The following is a 19,038-nucleotide window of genomic DNA, read 5'->3' on the forward strand; positions in this document are numbered from 1 at the left end:
TCAGTGCCCCTCTCGGGCGGGTGCGCCGCCACCTGCGGCCCTGGCGATGGTGAGCAGCCGGCCGCGTTCGTCCTTCGTCAGCTCCCGCAGCTGACCGGCCTTCAGTGTACCGAGGTGCAGGGGGCCGAACTGGCGACGCACGAGGTCGACGACCGGGTGGCCGACCGCCTTCAGCATGCGACGCACGATGCGGTTCTTGCCCGAGTGCAGGGTGATCTCGACGATCGTGTGCTTGTCGTCGCCCTGCGTCTGCAGGATCTTCGCGCGATCGGCCTTGATCGGGCCGTCGTCCAGCTCGATGCCCTGCTTGAGTCGCTGCAGCGTCTGCGGGGTGAGCCGGCCGCGCACCTTCGCGACGTAGGTCTTCTCGACCCCGAACGACGGGTGCGCGAGCACGTGCGCGAGCTCGCCGTCGTTCGTGAGCACGAGCAGGCCGCTCGTCTCGGCGTCGAGCCGGCCGACGTTGTAGACGCGCTCCTCGAGGTCGTCGGTGAACCGGCGGAGGTCGGGGCGCCCCTGCTCGTCGCGCATCGACGAGACGACGCCCGTCGGCTTGTTGAGCATGTAGTAGCGCTTCGCGGTGTCGAGCTGCACGGCGACGCCGTCGACCGAGACGAGGTCGCTCTCGGGGTCGATTCGCGTGCCGAGCTCGGTGACGATGCGGCCGTTCACCTCGATGCGTCCCGCGAGGATGTACTCCTCGACGACGCGCCGGCTCGCAACGCCGGCGGCGGCGAGCACCTTCTGCAGGCGCACGCCTGCGACATCCGATTCAGCCATCGAGGTCGAATCCTCCCTGTCCGTCGTCGAGCAGCGGCGAGATCGGCGGCAGCTCGTCGAGTGAGTTGATGCCGAGGTTGGTGAGCAGCAACTCGGTCGTGCCGTAGAGGATCGCCCCGGTCTCGGGGTCGGTGTCGACCTCGGTGACGAGCCCACGGCCGAGCAGCGTGCGCACGACCGAGTCGACGTTGACGGCCCGGATCGACGCGACCTGCGAGCGTGAGATCGGCTGCTTGTAGGCGATCACCGACAGCGTCTCGAGCGCGGCCTGCGAGAGCCGCGTCGACGACTGGGTCACCACGAAGTCGGTGACGAGGGCGTCGTACTCGCCGCGCACGTAGAACCGCCAGCCGCCGCCGACCTCGCGGAGCTCGAAGGCGCGACGGATGCCTCGTGCCGTCGCCTCCTCGGCGGCGAGGTCCGTGCGCGGCTCGCCCGACGCGGCGCCGCCGTCGTAGTCGTCGCGCAGTCGTGCGATCGAGGCGCGCACCTCGGCGACCGGACGGGCGACCGCAGCCGCGAGGTGGACGACGCTCTGCGGCTCGTCGGCGATGAACAGGATCGCCTCGATCGCGCGGTCGAGGTCGAGGCGTGGCTGGCCGGGCACATCGAGCGGGGTCGCCACCGACAGTTCGGGGCCGTCGTCGGCAGAGTGAGGAGCCAACGGCGTCGGCGATTCCTGGCCGTCGCCGGACACGGCGGGCGGCGCCGACTCGACGCCCTCCTCCGCGTGCGTGGTCTCATTCGTCATAGTCGGCCCCCAGGCTCTCGAGGTTCTCGTCGGACCAGTGCTCGGCGGCCCAGTGCAAGGTCAGCTCGCCGAGCGGCTCGATCTGGTCGAAGCCGATCGCCGCGTGCCGGTACAGCTCGAGCACGGCGAGGAAGCGCGCGACGACGACGCCCCGCTGGGCGACCCCGGCGATCAACTGTCGGAAGGTCACCGGTTCGCCGCGGCGCAGCACGGCGACGACCTGAGCGGCCTGCTCGCGGATCGACACGAGAGGCGCGTGCAGGTGGTCGAGCCCGACGACCGGGATCTCGCGCGGGGTGAGGGCGAGCGTCGCGAGCGCGGCGAAGTCATCGGCCGAGAGCGTCCACACGAGCTCGGGCGCCCGCTGCCGGAACTTCTCCTCGAGCCGCACGGTGCGAGCGTGGCGCAGGGCTTCGGCGTCGAGCTCACCGCTGAACCAGCGAGCCGCCTCCTTGAAGGCGCGGTATTGCAGCAGGCGGGCGAACAGCAGGTCGCGCGCCTCGAGCAGCGCGACGTCCTCGGCGTCGACGAGTTCGCCCTGCGGCAGCAGGCCCGCCACCTTGAGGTCGAGCAGCGTCGCCGCCACCACGAGGAACTCGCTCGCACGGTCGAGCTCCTCCTCGGAGTCGAGGCCCTTCAGGTAGGAGATGAACTCGTCGGTCACCTTCGAGAGCGAGACCTCGGTGATGTCGAGCTCGTGCTTCGCGATGAGCGAGAGCAGCAGGTCGAAGGGCCCCTCGAAGTTGGTCAGTGCGACCCGGAACCCGGCGTCGTCGCCCCCGGCCGAGGCATCCGTCACCGCGGCGCCGTCGGTTGATGCAGCCTCGTCGGCGGGCGCCCGCTCAGGCGACCGCGCCACGGAAGACCAGCTCCCTCGCGAGCTGCCGGTACGCCTTCGAGGCCTGGTGCTCGGGAGCGAACTCGGTGATCGGCGTCGCCGCGACCGTCGCGTCGGGGAACTTCACCGTGCGTGTGATCACCGTCTCGAGCACCTTGTCGCCGAACGCGTCGACGACCCGCTCGAGCACCTCGCGCGAGTGCAGCGTGCGAGCGTCGTACATCGTCGCGAGGATGCCGTCGAGCGCGATGGCCGGGTTGAGGCGGTCGCGCACCTTGTCGATCGTCTCGATGAGCAGGGCGACGCCGCGGAGCGCGAAGAACTCGCACTCGAGCGGGATGACGACGCCGTGGCTCGCCGTGAGCGCGTTCACGGTCAGGAGCCCGAGCGACGGCTGGCAGTCGATGAGGATGACGTCGTAGTCGGGTGCGACGCGGCGCAGGACGCCCGCGAGGATCTGCTCACGGGCGACCTCGGTGACGAGGTGCACCTCGGCCGCCGAGAGGTCGATGTTCGCCGGGATGACGTCGAGGCCCTCGACGGTCGTCTGCTGGATCGCGTCCTTCGGCTCGAGCTGGCGCGAGAGGAGCAGGTCGTAGATCGTCGGCACGTCGTGCGTCTGCACCCCGAGACCGGCCGACAGCGCGCCCTGCGGGTCGAAGTCGATCGCGAGCACGCGGCGGCCGTACTCGGCGAGGGTCGCGCCGAGGTTGATCGTCGTCGTGGTCTTGCCCACGCCGCCCTTCTGGTTGCACAGGGCGATGATGCGCGCGGGCCCGTGCGACGTGAGCGGCTTCGGATCGGGGAACTCGCGGTGCGGACGACCCGTCGGACCCAGCTCCGGCTCCAGCGAAGCGATCCCGTCCGCCGAGTCGTGCTTGTGCTGCGTCACGTGTCGTCTTCTCTCCTGGGGCCGGGGCCGCTCGCTGTCGGCCCTGTTCGGATCTGGGCTGGGTCGATTCTAGCGAGCACGTGGGTGTGCTGCCGTGTACATCTCCCGGAGTGTATCGGCTGTGACGAGCGTGTAGATCTGCGTGGTCGCGACCGACGAGTGCCCGAGCAGCTCCTGCACGACCCGCACGTCGGCCCCGCCCTCGAGCAGGTGGGTCGCGAACGAGTGGCGAAGGGTGTGCGGTGAGACGGATGCCTCGATCCCCGCCCGTTCTGCCGCTGCGCGGATGACGTCCCACGCCGCCTGGCGCGAGAGCCGCCGGCCGCGCACACCGAGGAACAGGGCCGGAGTCGCCTGCCCGCGCGCCGAGAAGACCGGCCGGGCGCGCACCAGGTAGGCGCCGATCGCCCGCCTGGCGTAGCTGCCGAGCGGCACGACCCGCTGCTTGCCGCCCTTGCCGAACAGGCGGACGACCTCGTCGTCGATGAGGTCGTCGACGTTGAGCGAGATCGCCTCGGTCACGCGGGCGCCGGTCGCGTAGAGGAGTTCGAGCAGGGCGGCGTCGCGCAGTTGCGCCGGCTCGTCACCGCCCGCGGCGGCGATGAGCGCCTCGACGTCTTCGACCGGGATCGCCTTGGGGAGCCGGGCCGGGAGCTTCGGGGGGCGCAGCTCGCGCGACACGTCGGAGGCGAGCTCGCCCTCCTCGGCGAGGAACCGGTGCAGCCCGCGCACGGCGGACAGCACTCGTGCGACGGAGGAGGTCGCGAGCACGGGATCGCGCTCGGCGCCGAGGAAGCGCACGAAGTCGGACAGGTCGCGTTCGGTGACCAGGTCGAGGTCGCCCGGGCCGCGGTCGGCGAGCCAACCGGCGTAGATCGCGAGGTCGCGCCGGTACGACGCCGTCGTGTTGCGCGACAGGCCGCGCTCCACGGCGAGATGCCGCAGGTACCCGTCGACCCGCGCGGCGGTCGTCACGGTGCCGACGCGCCCCGTACCGGTGCGGTGCGACTCGGCCACGGGGCATCCGCCTCGCCGAGGCCGCGCCACCCGCGGCCGCGCACCGCGTGCGCGGCGAGCACCGCGATCGCCAGAGGGCCGTTGTGCACGCGCCGCTCGAGCACCGCGTCGACGCACTCGTCGAGCGGCACCCACCGCGTCTCGAGCTCGGCCTCTTCGTCTTCGCGGTCGAACGCCTCGGGCCTCGCGCGCAGACCGCGCGCGAGGTAGACGCGGATGACCTCGTCGCTGCCCCCGGGAGAGGTCGCGAAGTCGGCGAGCACCGCCCACTCGGATGCTTCGAGGTCGGCCTCTTCGGCGAGCTCGCGCTGCGCGGCTGCGAGCGGGTCTTCGCCCGCGACGTCGAGGAGGCCCGCCGGGATCTCCCAGTCGCGCATGCGCACCGGGTGGCGGTACTGCTTGATGAGCAGCGCACGGTCGTGCTCGTCGAGCGCGAGCACGCCGACGGCGCCCGTGTGGTCCATGAACTCGCGCACGATCGGCGCGCCGCCGAGCTCGAAGGTCTCGCGCCGGATGCTCCAGACCCGACCGGCGAAGACCTCCTCGCTCTCGATGATCGCGAGTTCGACGGGGTCGTCGGCGAGACGATCGAACGACCCGCCGACGGCCGCGTCAGCAGCTTCAGCCATTGTTGACGTCGAAGAGGCGGCTCGCCTGCTGACGCTCGAGCGCTGCGCCGACGAGGCCGCGGAACAGCGGGTGCGCGTCGTTCGGGCGGCTGCGCAGTTCGGGGTGCGCCTGCGTGCCGACGTAGAACGGGTGCACGTCGCGCGGAAGCTCGACGTACTCGACGAGGTTGCGGTCGGGCGAGAGCCCGGAGAACACGAGGCCCGCCTCGGCGATGCGATCGCGGTACGCGTTGTTGACCTCGTAGCGGTGCCGGTGGCGCTCGCTGACATCGGTCGAGCCGTACAGCTCGGCCGCGATCGTGCCCTCGCCGAGCTTCGCCGGGTAGAGGCCGAGTCGCATCGTGCCGCCGAGGTCGCCGCCCGAGATGATCTCGACCTGCTCCTCCATCGTCGCGATGACCGGGAACTCGGTGTCGGGGTCGAACTCGCTCGACGACGCACCTGGCAGTCCCGCGACGTTGCGCGCGTACTCGATGACCATGCACTGCAGGCCGAGGCACAGGCCGAGCACGGGAATGCCGTTGTCGCGCGCGAAGTGCAACGCACCGAGCTTGCCCTCGATGCCGCGCACGCCGAACCCGCCGGGCACGCAGATGCCGTCGAGATGGGCGAGGTGCTTCTGCGCCCCCTCGGGCGTCTGGCACTCGTCGGACGGGATCCACTCGATGTTGACCTTCGCGTCGTTCGCGAAACCGCCTGCGCGGAGCGCCTCGGTCACCGAGAGGTACGCGTCGGGCAGGTCGATGTACTTGCCGACCAGGCCGATCCTCACCTCGTGCTTGGGGTCGTGGACGACGCGAAGCAGGTCGCTCCAGCCCGACCAGTCGACGGCGTCGGCCTTCTCGCCGAGACCGAGCGCGTCGATGAGGTACGAGTCGAGGCCCTGCTCGTGCAGCATCGTCGGGATGTCGTAGATCGAGGGCACGTCGACCGCGTTCACCACGGCGGCCTCGTCGACGTCGCACATGAGCGCGATCTTGCGCTTGTTCGACTCGGTGACGGGGCGGTCGCTGCGGAGCACGAGCGCGTCGGGCTGGATGCCGATCGAGCGCAGCGCTGCGACCGAGTGCTGGGTCGGCTTCGTCTTCTGCTCGCCCGAGGCGCCCATGAACGGCACGAGCGAGACGTGCACGAAGAACACGTTCTTGCGGCCGAGCTCGTGACGCACCTGGCGCGCGGACTCGATGAACGGCTGCGACTCGATGTCGCCGACCGTGCCGCCGATCTCCGTGATGATGACGTCGGGCTTCGGGCTCTCGGTCGCCTGCAGGCGCATGCGGCGCTTGATCTCGTCGGTGATGTGCGGGATCACCTGCACCGTGTCTCCGAGGTACTCGCCGCGACGCTCCTTCGCGATGACCGTCGAATAGATCTGGCCGGTCGTGACGTTCGCCGCCTGCGACAGGTCGATGTCGAGGAAGCGCTCGTAGTGGCCGATGTCGAGGTCGGTCTCAGCGCCGTCGTCGGTCACGAAGACCTCGCCGTGCTGGAACGGATTCATCGTGCCGGGGTCGACGTTGAGATAGGGGTCGAGCTTCTGCATGACCACCCGGAGGCCGCGCGCCGTCAGCAGGTTGCCGAGGCTCGCGGCGGTGAGTCCCTTGCCCAACGAAGAAACGACACCACCGGTCACGAAGATGTGCTTGGTCGTGTCGTTATTGTCTGCGCTCTGCGCTCTTCCGCGTTCATCCACCACGGGCTTGTATTCTAACCCACGTTCCCGATCGCTTGCCGCGACATGCCCCACGCGCTCCCCCTTCGTCGTGCGGGGCCGATCGGCCCCGGTCGGTTCGGCCCTGCGGCCGGTGATCTCAGGCCGCCCGTTCGGAGGCGATCTCGAGCAACTCCCGCGCGTGCGCGAGCCCGCTCTCGGAATCGGCGAGCCCCGAGAGCAGCCGCGCCATCTCGGCTTCGCGCTCGGCGCCCTGCAGCTGTCGCACGCTCGACGCGGTGACCGCGCCATCGGTGCCCTTGACGACGCTCAGGTGGTTCGTCGCGAACGCGGCGACCTGGGCGAGGTGGGTGACGACGATGACCTGCGAGCGTTCGGCGAGGCGGGCGAGGCGACGCCCGATCTCGATGGCCGCGGCGCCGCCGACACCCGCGTCGACCTCGTCGAAGACGAACGTGGGCACGGGGTCGGTGCCGGCGATCACGACCTCGATCGCGAGCATGACCCGCGAGAGCTCGCCGCCGGACGCGCCGCGCGAGACCGAGCGGGGCTCGGCACCGGGATGCGGCCGCAGCAGGATGGCGACGTGGTCGCGCCCGTGCGTCGTCGGCTCGGCGCTCGGCTCCACGCTGACGCTCAGCACCGCGTCGGGCATGGCCAGGGCCGCGAGTTCGTGCGTCACGGCCTCGGCGAGCCGCGCGGCCGCCTCGGTGCGCTGCTCGGTGATGCGGGTGGCGAGTCGATCGACCTCGGCCGCGAGCTCGGCGACGGCGATGTCGAGCTCGGCGATGCGTTCGTCGTCGCCGTCGAGCTCGACGAGTCGCAGCCCGCCGTCGCGCCGGAACGCGAGCACGCCGTCGAGATCGCCGTGGCGGCGGATGAGGCCGGCGAGCACCGCCCGGCGCTCCTGCACGAGCTCGAGCTCGCGGGCGCCATCGGTGTCGAGCCCGGTGAGGTAGCCGGCGAGCTCGGTGCCCGCGTCGGCCAGGAGGAAGCCGGCGTTCGCAAGCGACTCCGCGATCGGTGCGAGCGCCGCGTCGTGCTCGGCGACCCGCTCGAGGTGCCGCCGTGCGGCCTCGATGAGCGTCACCGCGTCTGGAGCGTCGTCGACGACCTCGTCGCCCGAGACGAGCGCCTTCGCCTGGGCGGCGGCGAGGCGGAGCTCTTCGAGGTTCGAGAGCCGTTCGGCACGCTCGTGGAGTTCGGCGTCCTCACCGGGCTGCGGATCGACGGCCTCGACCTCGTCGAGGTCGGCTCGCAGCGCCTCGGCCTCCCGCGCGCGGGCGTCGCGCTCGTCGCGCAGGCGCGCGAGTTCGGCGGCGTCGGCCCTCCAGCGGTCGAACACGTCGCGGTACGCCTCGAGCGATTCGGCGAGCGGCGCGCCGGCGAAGCGGTCGAGTGCGTCGCGCTGGGCCGAGGCCGAGCGCAGCCGCTGCTGGTCGGCCTGCCCGTGCACCACCACGAGCTCGTCACCGAGTTCGGAGAGCACCCCGACCGGAGCGCTCCGACCGCCGACGACGGCGCGGCTGCGCCCCTCGGACGAGACCGAACGTCCGAGCAGCAGCTCGCCGGCCTCGACCTCGCCGCCGGTCTCGGCGACGCGGTCGGCGATTGCTCCCTCTTGGGGCACGATCCATCGCCCCTCGACCCAGGCCTGCTTCGCGCCGGACCGCACGGCTCCGGCGTCGGAGCGAGCGCCGAGCAGCAGCCCGAGCGCGGTCACGACCATCGTCTTGCCTGCGCCCGTCTCACCCGTGACCGCCGTGAACCCGGCCCCGAGCGGCAGCGTCGCCTCGGCGATGACGCCGAGGTCGCGGATGCCGAGCTCCTCGATCAACTCGCGCCCTCCCTCATCGGATCCCGGCCTCTCGTGCTCATTCGCGGCCCGCCGGCCCGCGCCACCCCGTCACCGGCAACTGGAACTTGTTCACGAGCCGGTCGGTGAACGGCGCCTCATGGAGCCGTGCCAGCCGCACAGGGGTGTCGGAGCGGCGCACGATCACCCTGGCCCCGGGCGGCAGGTCGAATGTGCGCCGCCCGTCGCACCAGATGACGGCCGCGGTCTCGGTGCGCTGCAGGATCTCGACCGCGAGGGACGACTCGGGACCGACCACGAGCGGGCGGGCGAACAGCGCGTGCGCGCTGAGCGGCACGAGCAGCAGGGCCTCGAGACTCGGCCACACGACCGGCCCACCCGCCGAGAACGAATAGGCGGTCGAACCCGTCGGCGTCGACATGACGACGCCGTCGCAGCCGAACGACGAGAGCGGCCGGCGATCGACCTCGATCACGACCTCGAGCATGCGCTCGCGCTCGGCCTTCTCGACGGTCGCCTCATTGAGCGCCCAGCTCTCGTACACGACCTCGGAGCCGACCTTCGCCCGCACGGACAGGGTCATGCGCTCCTCCACGACGTAGTCGCGCGAGAGCGCCCGGGAGACGGTGTAGCCGAGGTCGTCGCGCTCGCTCTCGGCGAGGAACCCGACGTGACCGAGGTTGACGCCGAGCAGCGGCACGGGGTGGTCGCGGATGAGCTCGGCCGCGCGAAGGATCGTACCGTCGCCGCCGAGCACGATCACGAGCTCGATGCTTGCGGGATCGGTGTCTTCGAAGCGCACGACGCCGCCGTCGAGCTCGGGCACGAAGGCGTGCACGTCCTCCCAGTGCTCGGCGGCGATCACCGGCACGGCGCCCGCGGCGAGCAGCTGCGTGCAGACCGCCCCCGTCGCCTCGAGCGCGGACTGCCGGCCCGTGTGCGAGACCACGAGGAAGTGGCGTGCGTCGTTCACCCGTGCTCTCCTCTCGTCAGCGCGTCGACCCGACCCGACCATTCTGTCGGATTCGCACCGCCCGTCGCCCGAAGGTGGACGAGGAACTCGCGGTTTCCGTGCGAGCCGGCGATTGGGGAGGACAGGACGCCGACGGTGCCGAGATCGAGGTCGTGCGCGGCCCACAGCACGTTCATGACCGCCTCCGAGCGCAGTGCCGGATCGTGGACGATCCCCTCACGTACTCCCCCGCGGCCGACCTCGAACTGCGGCTTCACGAGGAGCACGAGGTCTGCGTCGGCCGTCGCGGTCGCGCGCAGTGCGGGCAGCACGGTCGTCAACGAGATGAACGAGAGGTCGGCGGTCACGAGGGCGGGACGCTCGTCGACGCCCGTCGCCGCCGCGAGCGAATCGGGCGTGAGCCCGCGAACGTTGCAGCCCTCGACGAGCACCAGACCGGGCGCGCCGTGCAGCTCCGGCGCGAGCTGGCCGTGGCCGACGTCGACGGCGAGCACGGTGCGCGCACCGCGTTCGAGCAGCACTTGGGTGAAGCCGCCGGTCGACGCGCCAGCGTCGAGCGCGACGCGGCCCGCCGGGTCGACGGCGAATCCGTCGAGCGCGGCGACCAGCTTGTGCGCGGCACGGCTGACGTAGTGGTCGGATGCCTCGACCGAGAGCAGCACGTCCGGCCCGACCTTGAACGACGCCTTCACGACGGGGCGACCGTCGACCGACACCCGCCCTTCGGCGATGAGTGCGGCCGCCTGCGTGCGCGAACGCACGAGACCGCGCGCCGCGAGGGCGGCATCGAGACGCTCGTGGCTCATGACGACCGAGATGCGCCCGACGGGTCGGACTGCTCGAGTTCCTCGCGGAGGCGCGCGGCCAGCGCCTCGTAACCCGGCGCGCGCTCCTCGATCGGGAGCCCCTCGATGTCGGCCAGGGCGGCCCTGGTGCCCTCGGCCACCTCGTCGGAGGAGTCGCTCGGGTCGTGCTCGTGGTCGATGCTCACCCGACCACGCTACCTCGCGCGCACGACACGCGGTCGATCACGCGTAGAGGCGCGCCGGGACGTCGAGCACATGGATGCCGATGCCCGACTCCCAGATCGTCGCGCACGCCGCGCGCAGGAGGTCGAGGCCGCCGTCGCCCTCGGCGACGATCTCGACGCGGTTGCCGGCGAGGCGCACGCGAGCCGCGCCGACCCTCACCACGTCGCCCCGCACGCGCTCGACCGTCGGATAGGGCTCGTGAAGTCCCCGCAGGTCGGAGAGGATGAAGTCGGGTCGGCTGGCCGCATCGGCGGCGAGCAGCTGCTTCGCCCGGTCGATGCCCGTGAGCACGATCGCACTCGCCATCCCGGCCCGGTTCGCCCCGAGGATGTCGGTGTCGAGTCGGTCGCCGACCACCAGCGGGTTCGCGGCGTCGAACCGCCGGCGCGCCTCGTCGAAGATCGGCGTCTCGGGCTTGCCGGCGACGAGGGGCAGTCGTCCGACCGCCGTGTGCACGGCCGAGACGAGGGTGCCGTTGCCGGGGGCGATGCCGCGGGCGACGGGTATGGTCCAGTCCATGTTCGTCGCGATCCACGGGATGCCTCCGCGCGAGGCATCCGCGCCGTCGATGCCCGGGTCGTCGGCATGCAGGGCGAACGCGGCCTCGGCGAGGTCCTTCCAGCCGATCTCGGGGGTGAACCCCTGCACGAGGGCATCGGGGCCGTCGTCGGCCGACCGCGTCACCCGATAGCCGCGCTTGCGCAACTCGACCTCGATGCCCTCGCCGCCGACGACGAACACGAGTGCGCCCGGCGCGACGTGGCCCTCGAGGAGTCGCATGGCCGCCTGGGGCGACGTGACGACATCGTTCGGCGCCGCTTCGAGGCCGAGGTCGGTGAGGTGGCCCGCGACGGAGGCGTCGCTGCGCGACGCGTTGTTCGTGATGTACCCGACCGCTCGCGAACGCTTCGCGAGGTTGAGGCTCTCGACCGCATGCGGAATCGCGCCGGCGCCCGCGTAGACGACGCCGTCGAGATCGGCGAACACCGCGTCGACGCCGTCGAGCGGTGTCGTGGGCTCAGTCCTCGCTCGGAACAGCGCCATCGGCGGAGTCCTCGGTCGCGTCTTCGCCGTCGAGAGCGTCGCCTTCGGCGAGCACCGCTCGGACGTCGTCCTCGAGCACGTCTCCGGGGTCGCCCGACGCCGTGTCCTCCGACGACTCGACGAGCTCATCGATCGCGGCGTCGCCGTCCGCGACGTGCTCCTCGTTCCCGATCTCGACGTCGGCCTCGAACGCCTGGTCATCGATTTCGGCGTCGGCGGGCTCGTCGGACTCGAGCTCGAAGATCTCGATGAGCTCGGCCTCGGCCGGACCCGCCAACGCGGCTTCGGCGCGCGCGGCGAGCACACGCCATCGGGAGGCGTCGCCGTCGCGTCCGAGCTCTTCGAGCACCTCGGCGTAGGCGGAGAACAGCGCGGGGCTGTACGAGAAGGCGCGATCGGGGTCGAGTTGCGGGATCTCGAGCTCCGCGAGCGCGAGCTCCGGCTGGCCGAGGTCGAGCCGCGCACCGGACATCGCGATCGCCAAGCCGACCTGCACGGCCACCGGCAGTTCGTTGCGGTCCACCGCGCGACCGACCTCGAGGGCGCGATCGGGACGACCGACGCCGCGCTCGCTGTCGACCATCAACGGAAGCTGGTCGTTGTTGCCGGAGATGCGACGGTAGGTGCGCAACTCGCGAAGTGCGAGCGAGAAGTCGCCCGTCGCATATGCCGTGATCGCAAGGGTCTCGCGCACCACCGCGATGCGCCCCGCCCGGCGGGCAGCCGACATCGCGTGCTGGTGCGCGAGCTCGGGGTCGTCATCGAGGTACTCGGATGCCGCGACGAGATGCCGTGCGACCCAGTCCGCGTTCTCCTTGCTCAGGGTCTTGAGCTCGGCGCGGGCCACCTTGTCGAGCTGGCGGGCTTCGATCTCCGCAGGCAGGAACGGATCGTCGTGCCGCGGACGCACCGGAAGGTCGGCCGCGCCGTGCCGCTCGTGCGACGCCTCGGTCGGTGCCCCACGGCGATCGCCGTCGTGCCGGCCGCCTGCGTGGCCGGAACCGGGCGTGCCGTACGGGCGCTTCTGGTCGCGGTCGCCATAGGGCTTCCGGTCATCCCGGCCGCCGTACGGGCGCTTCTGGTCGCGATCGCCGTAGGACCGCCTCTGGTCGCGGTCACCGTAGGGCTTGCGGTCATCACGACCGCCGTACGGGCGCTTCGCATCGCGATCGCCGTACGGCTTGCGGTCGCCGCTGCCGCCGTGCGAACGGGTCGCGTCGCGGTCGCCGTACGAACGCTTCTGATCCCGGTCGGCATACGGCTTGCGGTCATCCCGGGCACCGTACGGGCGCTTCGCGTCGCGATCGCCGTAGGACCGCCTCTGGTCGCGGTCACCGTAGGGCTTGCGGTCGCCGTAGGGCTTGCGGTCGCCGCTGCTGCCGTGCGAACGGGTCGCGTCGCGGTCGCCGTACGAACGCTTCTGGTCGCGGTCGCCGTACGGCTTGCGATCATCATGACCACCGTACGGACGCTTCTGGTCGCGGTCGCCATAGGGCTTCCGTTCATCGCGACCACCGTACGGGCGCTTCGCGTCCCGGTCACTGTACGGCTTGCGATCACCGCTGCCGCCGTGCGAGCGTGTCGCATCCCGATCGCCGTACGATCGCTTCTTGTCCCGGTCACCGTACGGCTTCCGATCACCGCTGCTGCCATACGGGCGCTTCGCGTCCCGGTCGCCATACGGCTTGCGGCCGGCAGTCGAACCGGATCCTCGCTGACCCGACGAGCCGCCGCTCCGCTGGGGTCGCTCCTGGCCGTCTCGGTCCTTGTTCGAATCGCTCACGATGTTCCTGTCGAATGGGAGTCTCGTCGACTCAACCGTACTGCCGGGCCGCGCCAGATCCGCTGTTAACGAATAATGGCCACCCACCTGTGCTCGCTATTGAGCACAGGGGGTGGCCATTCAAAGAATGTCCGGCGGTGTCCTACTCTCCCACAGGGTCCCCCCTGCAGTACCATCGGCGCTGCGAGTCTTAGCTTCCGGGTTCGGAATGTGTCCGGGCGTTTCCCTCGCGCTATGGCCGCCGAAACTCTAGGACCAAACCGTGTTCACCCTTGGTGGGTGGGTTTGGTGGTCTCGGTGTACACACCCCTTGGTGTGGGGTGTGTTTGTTCTGTGTTGAGTTTGTGTTTCCGTCTGTTGGGAACCACAGAGTGGACGCGAGTCATCAGGGCCACGCACACGGCCTTTACTTGAATGAGTTCAAATCGTGTGGGTGTAGTGATAATCAAGTTATCGGCTTATTAGTACCGGTCAGCTCCGACAGTCGTTAGTCCTGTCTTCCACATCCGGCCTATCAACCCAGTCGTCTGGCTGGGAGCCTCTCCCCCCGAAGGGGATGGAAATCTCATCTTGAGGCCGGCTTCCCGCTTAGATGCTTTCAGCGGTTATCCATTCCGAACGTAGCTAACCAGCGGTGCTCCTGGCGGAACAACTGGCACACCAGAGGTTCGTCCAACCCGGTCCTCTCGTACTAGGGTCAGATCCTCTCAAATTTCCTGCGCGCGCAGAGGATAGGGACCGAACTGTCTCACGACGTTCTAAACCCAGCTCGCGTACCGCTTTAATGGGCGAACAGCCCAACCCTTGGGACCTACTCCAGCCCCAGGATGCGACGAGCCGACATCGAGGTGCCAAACCATGCCGTCGATATGGACTCTTGGGCAAGATCAGCCTGTTATCCCCGAGGTACCTTTTATCCGTTGAGCGACAGCGCTTCCACAAGCCACTGCCGGATCACTAGTCCCGACTTTCGTCCCTGCTCGACCTGTCAGTCTCACAGTCAAGCTCCCTTGTGCACTTACACTCGCCACCTGATTGCCAACCAGGTTGAGGGAACCTTTGGGCGCCTCCGTTACTTTTTGGGAGGCAACCGCCCCAGTTAAACTACCCACCAGGCACTGTCCCTGAACCGGATCACGGTTCGAAGTTAGATATCCAGAGTGACCAGAGTGGTATTTCAACAACGACTCCACCGACACTAGCGTGCCAGCTTCACAGTCTCCCACCTATCCTACACAAGCCACACCGAACACCAATACCAAGCTGTAGTAAAGGTCACGGGGTCTTTCCGTCCTTCTGCGCGTAACGAGCATCTTTACTCGTACTGCAATTTCGCCGAGTTCGCGGTTGAGACAGCTGGGAAGTCGTTACGCCATTCGTGCAGGTCGGAACTTACCCGACAAGGAATTTCGCTACCTTAGGATGGTTATAGTTACCACCGCCGTTTACTGGGGCTTAAATTCTCAGCTTCGCCTTGCGGCTAACCGGTCCTCTTAACCTTCCAGCACCGGGCAGGCGTCAGTCCGTATACATCGTCTTGCGACTTGGCACGGACCTGTGTTTTTAGTAAACAGTCGCTTCCCACTGGTCTCTGCGGCCACTCCCCGCTTCCTGGAGCAAGTCCATTCACGGTTCGGGCCCCCCTTCTCCCGAAGTTACGGGGGCATTTTGCCGAGTTCCTTAACCACGATTCTCTCGATCTCCTCGGTATTCTCTACCTGACCACCTGAGTCGGTTTGGGGTACGGGCGGCTAGAACCTCGCGTCGATGCTTTTCTCGGCAGCATAGGATCACCCACTTTTCATCCGCATCACGTCTCAGCCTTGATGAACCGCGGATTTGCCTACGGTTCGGCCTACACGCTTGCCCCGGGTCAACCATCGCCCGGGCTGGGCTACCTTCCTGCGTCACACCTGTTAATACGCTCACTCCACCAGATGGGGTCGCATGCCGCCTCGCGATCGTCCCCGAAGGGATCCACGCGGATTGGGATGCTTAGCACTCCTGATTTCATGTGGGCGGTTCTTCGCCGGTACGGGAATATCAACCCGTTGTCCATCGACTACGCCTGTCGGCCTCGCCTTAGGTCCCGACTTACCCAGGGCAGATTAGCTTGACCCTGGAACCCTTGGTCTTCCGGAGGACGGGTTTCTCACCCGTCTTTCGCTACTCATGCCTGCATTCTCACTCGTGTACCGTCCACGGCTGGTTTCCACCGCCGCTTCACCCGGCACACGACGCTCTCCTACCCATCAACACGGCTGGACCACGAAGGCCTACCACAAATGTCAATGCCACAACTTCGGTGGCGTGCTTGAGCCCCGTTACATTGTCGGCGCGGAATCACTTGACCAGTGAGCTATTACGCACTCTTTCAAGGGTGGCTGCTTCTAAGCCAACCTCCTGGTTGTCTGTGCAACTCCACATCCTTTCCCACTTAGCACGCGCTTAGGGACCTTAGTTGGTGGTCTGGGTTGTTTCCCTCTCGACGATGAAGCTTATCCCCCACCGTCTCACTGCTGCGCTCTCACTTACCGGCATTCGGAGTTTGGCTGACGTCAGTAACCTGTTGAGGCCCATCGGCCATCCAGTAGCTCTACCTCCGGCAAGAAACACGCAACGCTGCACCTAAATGCATTTCGGAGAGAACCAGCTATCACGAAGTTTGATTGGCCTTTCACCCCTATCCACAGCTCATCCCCTCCATTTTCAACTGAAGTGGGTTCGGTCCTCCACGACGTCTTACCGTCGCTTCAACCTGGCCATGGATAGATCACTTCGCTTCGGGTCTAGGACCTGCGACTGAATCGCCCTATTCAGACTCGCTTTCGCTACGGCTGCCCCACACGGGTTAACCTCGCCACAGATCACTAACTCGCAGGCTCATTCTTCAAAAGGCACGCTGTCACCCCAACAAGGAGGCTCCAACGGTTTGTAAGCAAACGGTTTCAGGTACTATTTCACTCCCCTCCCGGGGTACTTTTCACCTTTCCCTCACGGTACTTGTCCGCTATCGGTCATCTGGGAGTATTTAGGCTTATCAGGTGGTCCTGACAGATTCACACGGGATTTCTCGGGCCCCGTGCTACTTGGGATACCTCTCCGGGCCGTGCACGATTTCGACTACGGGACTCACACCCACTCCGGTCCGGCTTTCAATCCGGTTCGTCTATCGCACACGCGTCACCGTGACTGCACGGCAGTACAGTCCGAAAGGTCCCACAACCCCGACCATGCAACCCCTGCCGGGTATCACACATGACCGGTTTAGCCTCTTCCGCTTTCGCTCGCCACTACTCACGGAATCACGGTTGTTTTCTCTTCCTGTGGGTACTGAGATGTTTCACTTCCCCACGTTCCCTCTACCCGCCCTATATATTCAGGCGGGAGTCACCAGGTCACCCAAAGGGCCTGGCGGGGTTTCCCCATTCGGAAATCCTCGGATCACAGCTCGTTTATCAGCTCCCCGAGGCTTATCGCAGATTACGACGTCCTTCTTCGGCTCCAGATGCCAAGGCATCCACCGTTTGCTCTTAGAAACTTGAAATCACATGAGTTATAAGAAGCCACCAGCCCGAAAGCCGGCGGCGACCAATGATTAGTCACACACACCCCCGAAAGGGCATGTGATCGAAATCTTGTGATCGACCCCGAAGGGTCAATCTAAGATGCTCGCGTCCACTATGTAGTTCTCAACAGACGGCCAGAACCCCCACACCCACCAGCAACCGCCGGCATCGATGAAGGCCTGAAGGGAAACCATCCCCAACCACACCCCGAAAGGTGATGGCCATGTCCGGTCCCTCAGGACCCAACAGCGTGCACGTACCCAACCCGCAAACTCCAGTCGTTCCAACCCCACCGAAGCGAGGCGTACTGAACCAGAACCATTGGCCTGGATACCTATGTCAATGTTCCACCCATGAGCAACCAGCAAGACACACTCGGCCTTGATCTGGTATGCACTGCAGAAACCCGAAAGCTTCTGAGTTGCTCCTTAGAAAGGAGGTGATCCAGCCGCACCTTCCGGTACGGCTACCTTGTTACGACTTAGTCCTAATCACCGATCCCACCTTCGACGGCTCCCTCCACAAGGGTTAGGCCACCGGCTTCGGGTGTTACCGACTTTCATGACTTGACGGGCGGTGTGTACAAGGCCCGGGAACGTATTCACCGCAGCGTTGCTGATCTGCGATTACTAGCGACTCCGACTTCATGAGGTCGAGTTGCAGACCTCAATCCGAACTGAGACCGGCTTTTTGGGATTCGCTCCGCCTTACGACATCGCAGCCCTTTGTACCGGCCATTGTAGCATGCGTGAAGCCCAAGACATAAGGGGCATGATGATTTGACGTCATCCCCACCTTCCTCCGAGTTGACCCCGGCAGTCTCACATGAGTTCCCACCATAACGTGCTGGCAACATGCGACGAGGGTTGCGCTCGTTGCGGGACTTAACCCAACATCTCACGACACGAGCTGACGACAACCATGCACCACCTGTATACGAGTGTCCAAAGAGTTCACCATTTCTGGCGCGTTCTCGTATATGTCAAGCCTTGGTAAGGTTCTTCGCGTTGCATCGAATTAATCCGCATGCTCCGCCGCTTGTGCGGGCCCCCGTCAATTCCTTTGAGTTTTAGCCTTGCGGCCGTACTCCCCAGGCGGGGCGCTTAATGCGTTAGCTACGACACGGAAACCGTGGAAAGGTCCCCACATCTAGCGCCCAACGTTTACGGCGTGGACTACCAGGGTATCTAATCCTGTTCGCTCCCCACGCTTTCGCTCCTCAGCGTCAGTAAGTGCCCAGAGACCTGCCTTCGCCATCGGTGTTCCTCCTGATATCTGCGCATTCCACCGCTACACCAGGAATTCCAGTCTCCCCTACACCACTCAAGTCTGCCCGTACCCACTGCAGGCCCGAGGTTGAGCCTCGGGATTTCACAGCAGACGCGACAAACCGCCTACGAGCTCTTTACGCCCAATAATTCCGGACAACGCTCGGACCCTACGTATTACCGCGGCTGCTGGCACGTAGTTAGCCGGTCCTTTTTCTGCAAGTACCGTCAAGACCCAAAGGGCCCCTTCTTCCTTACTAAAAGCGGTTTACAACCCGAAGGCCGTCATCCCGCACGCGGCGTTGCTGCATCAGGCTTGCGCCCATTGTGCAATATTCCCCACTGCTGCCTCCCGTAGGAGTCTGGGCCGTGTCTCAGTCCCAGTGTGGCCGGTCACCCTCTCAGGCCGGCTACCCGTCGACGCCTTGGTGAGCCATTACCTCACCAACAAGCTGATAGGCCGCGAGTCCATCCCAAACCGAAAAACTTTCCACCCCACACCATGCGGTGCAAGGTCCTATCCGGTATTAGACGTCGTTTCCAACGCTTATCCCAGAGTCCAGGGCAGGTTACTCACGTGTTACTCACCCGTTCGCCACTAATCCCCAAGTGCAAGCACCTGGTTCATCGTTCGACTTGCATGTGTTAAGCACGCCGCCAGCGTTCGTCCTGAGCCAGGATCAAACTCTCCAAAAAAAATGGTTCCCAACACCCAAAGGCATCGAGGAGTTCAAATCACTGACAGAGAAACAACTGACTTCAAAAAATCAAATTGTCCATCAATCAAAGGAATCCCACCGATCCAAAGACCGGCTGGGGTTCAATAAATTGGCATTGAACATAGTGCACGCTGTTGAGTTCTCAAGGAACGGACGCACCCGCTTCACGACCAAGATCAGGCCGATCATCCGGAGCTTCGTTGTAGTTCCCACCCGGTCATCCCATGAGGACGCACCCGGATGCTTCAAGCCAGGC

The 19,038-nt window shown here is 66.6% G+C and carries 13 protein-coding genes and 3 rRNA genes; all 16 read right to left on the reverse strand.

The features are described from left to right. Positions 1-780 (reverse strand): pseudouridine synthase, encoded by a 780-nt coding sequence (locus LR269_RS13375; RefSeq protein ID WP_231431260.1) that lies wholly within the window; start codon positions 778-780, stop codon positions 1-3. Then, on the reverse strand, positions 773-1,531 hold the full coding sequence (locus LR269_RS13380; RefSeq protein ID WP_231431261.1) for an SMC-Scp complex subunit ScpB: 759 nt from the start codon (positions 1,529-1,531) through the stop codon (positions 773-775). Before LR269_RS13380 ends, LR269_RS13375 begins: the two co-directional genes overlap by 8 nt. Beyond that, positions 1,521-2,390 (reverse strand): ScpA family protein, encoded by an 870-nt coding sequence (locus LR269_RS13385; protein ID WP_374201126.1) that lies wholly within the window; start codon positions 2,388-2,390, stop codon positions 1,521-1,523. The genes LR269_RS13380 and LR269_RS13385 overlap by 11 nt, the downstream gene beginning before the upstream one ends. Continuing rightward, positions 2,374-3,261, reverse strand: a complete 888-nt coding sequence (locus LR269_RS13390; protein ID WP_231431262.1) for a ParA family protein — start codon at positions 3,259-3,261, stop codon at positions 2,374-2,376. Before LR269_RS13390 ends, LR269_RS13385 begins: the two co-directional genes overlap by 17 nt. Positions 3,262-3,330: 69 nt before the next feature. Beyond that, positions 3,331-4,278, reverse strand: coding sequence for a site-specific tyrosine recombinase XerD (xerD, locus tag LR269_RS13395; protein ID WP_374201127.1), 948 nt, complete (start codon positions 4,276-4,278; stop codon positions 3,331-3,333). After that, positions 4,233-4,907: an NUDIX hydrolase gene (locus LR269_RS13400; protein WP_231431263.1), complete on the reverse strand. Its 675-nt coding sequence runs from the start codon at positions 4,905-4,907 to the stop codon at positions 4,233-4,235. The genes xerD and LR269_RS13400 overlap by 46 nt, the downstream gene beginning before the upstream one ends. Then, positions 4,900-6,600, reverse strand: a complete 1,701-nt coding sequence (locus LR269_RS13405; RefSeq protein WP_231431264.1) for a CTP synthase — start codon at positions 6,598-6,600, stop codon at positions 4,900-4,902. Before LR269_RS13405 ends, LR269_RS13400 begins: the two co-directional genes overlap by 8 nt. A 118-nt stretch (positions 6,601-6,718) precedes the next feature. Continuing rightward, positions 6,719-8,416, reverse strand: a complete 1,698-nt coding sequence (recN, locus tag LR269_RS13410; protein WP_231431265.1) for a DNA repair protein RecN — start codon at positions 8,414-8,416, stop codon at positions 6,719-6,721. Positions 8,417-8,453: 37 nt separating this feature from the next. After that, positions 8,454-9,410, reverse strand: a complete 957-nt coding sequence (locus tag LR269_RS13415) for an NAD kinase (RefSeq protein ID WP_374201128.1) — start codon at positions 9,408-9,410, stop codon at positions 8,454-8,456. Beyond that, positions 9,365-10,174: a TlyA family RNA methyltransferase gene (locus LR269_RS13420; protein ID WP_231431267.1), complete on the reverse strand. Its 810-nt coding sequence runs from the start codon at positions 10,172-10,174 to the stop codon at positions 9,365-9,367. Before LR269_RS13420 ends, LR269_RS13415 begins: the two co-directional genes overlap by 46 nt. Further along, complete coding sequence (locus LR269_RS13425) at positions 10,171-10,359, reverse strand: hypothetical protein (protein WP_231431268.1); 189 nt, start codon at positions 10,357-10,359, stop codon at positions 10,171-10,173. Before LR269_RS13425 ends, LR269_RS13420 begins: the two co-directional genes overlap by 4 nt. 37 nt (positions 10,360-10,396) lie before the next feature. After that, on the reverse strand, positions 10,397-11,443 hold the full coding sequence (locus LR269_RS13430; protein ID WP_231431269.1) for an HAD-IIA family hydrolase: 1,047 nt from the start codon (positions 11,441-11,443) through the stop codon (positions 10,397-10,399). Beyond that, complete coding sequence (locus LR269_RS13435; protein ID WP_231431270.1) at positions 11,418-13,226, reverse strand: primosomal protein; 1,809 nt, start codon at positions 13,224-13,226, stop codon at positions 11,418-11,420. Before LR269_RS13435 ends, LR269_RS13430 begins: the two co-directional genes overlap by 26 nt. 129 nt (positions 13,227-13,355) lie before the next feature. After that, positions 13,356-13,472 (reverse strand): 5S ribosomal RNA (gene rrf, locus LR269_RS13440). 195 nt (positions 13,473-13,667) lie between these two features. Next, positions 13,668-16,773 (reverse strand): 23S ribosomal RNA (locus LR269_RS13445). A 454-nt stretch (positions 16,774-17,227) separates the two neighbouring features. Next, positions 17,228-18,759, reverse strand: a 16S ribosomal RNA gene (locus LR269_RS13450). Together the 16S, 23S and 5S rRNA genes form the textbook arrangement of a ribosomal RNA operon. Positions 18,760-19,038 lie beyond the last annotated feature (279 nt).

It is taken from the genome of Agromyces sp. S2-1-8, assembly GCF_021129215.1.
Lineage (GTDB): Bacteria > Actinomycetota > Actinomycetes > Actinomycetales > Microbacteriaceae > Agromyces > Agromyces chromiiresistens.

Coding starts and splice junctions, on each gene's coding strand:
- LR269_RS13375 (WP_231431260.1), bottom strand. CDS start 780: ATGGCTGAATCGGATGTCGCAGGCGTGCGCCTGCAGAAGGTGCTCGCC.
- LR269_RS13380 (WP_231431261.1), bottom strand. CDS start 1,531: ATGACGAATGAGACCACGCACGCGGAGGAGGGCGTCGAGTCGGCGCCG.
- LR269_RS13400 (WP_231431263.1), bottom strand. CDS start 4,907: ATGGCTGAAGCTGCTGACGCGGCCGTCGGCGGGTCGTTCGATCGTCTC.
- LR269_RS13415 (WP_374201128.1), bottom strand. CDS start 9,410: ATGGTCGGGTCGGGTCGACGCGCTGACGAGAGGAGAGCACGGGTGAAC.
- LR269_RS13420 (WP_231431267.1), bottom strand. CDS start 10,174: ATGAGCCACGAGCGTCTCGATGCCGCCCTCGCGGCGCGCGGTCTCGTG.
- LR269_RS13430 (WP_231431269.1), bottom strand. CDS start 11,443: ATGGCGCTGTTCCGAGCGAGGACTGAGCCCACGACACCGCTCGACGGC.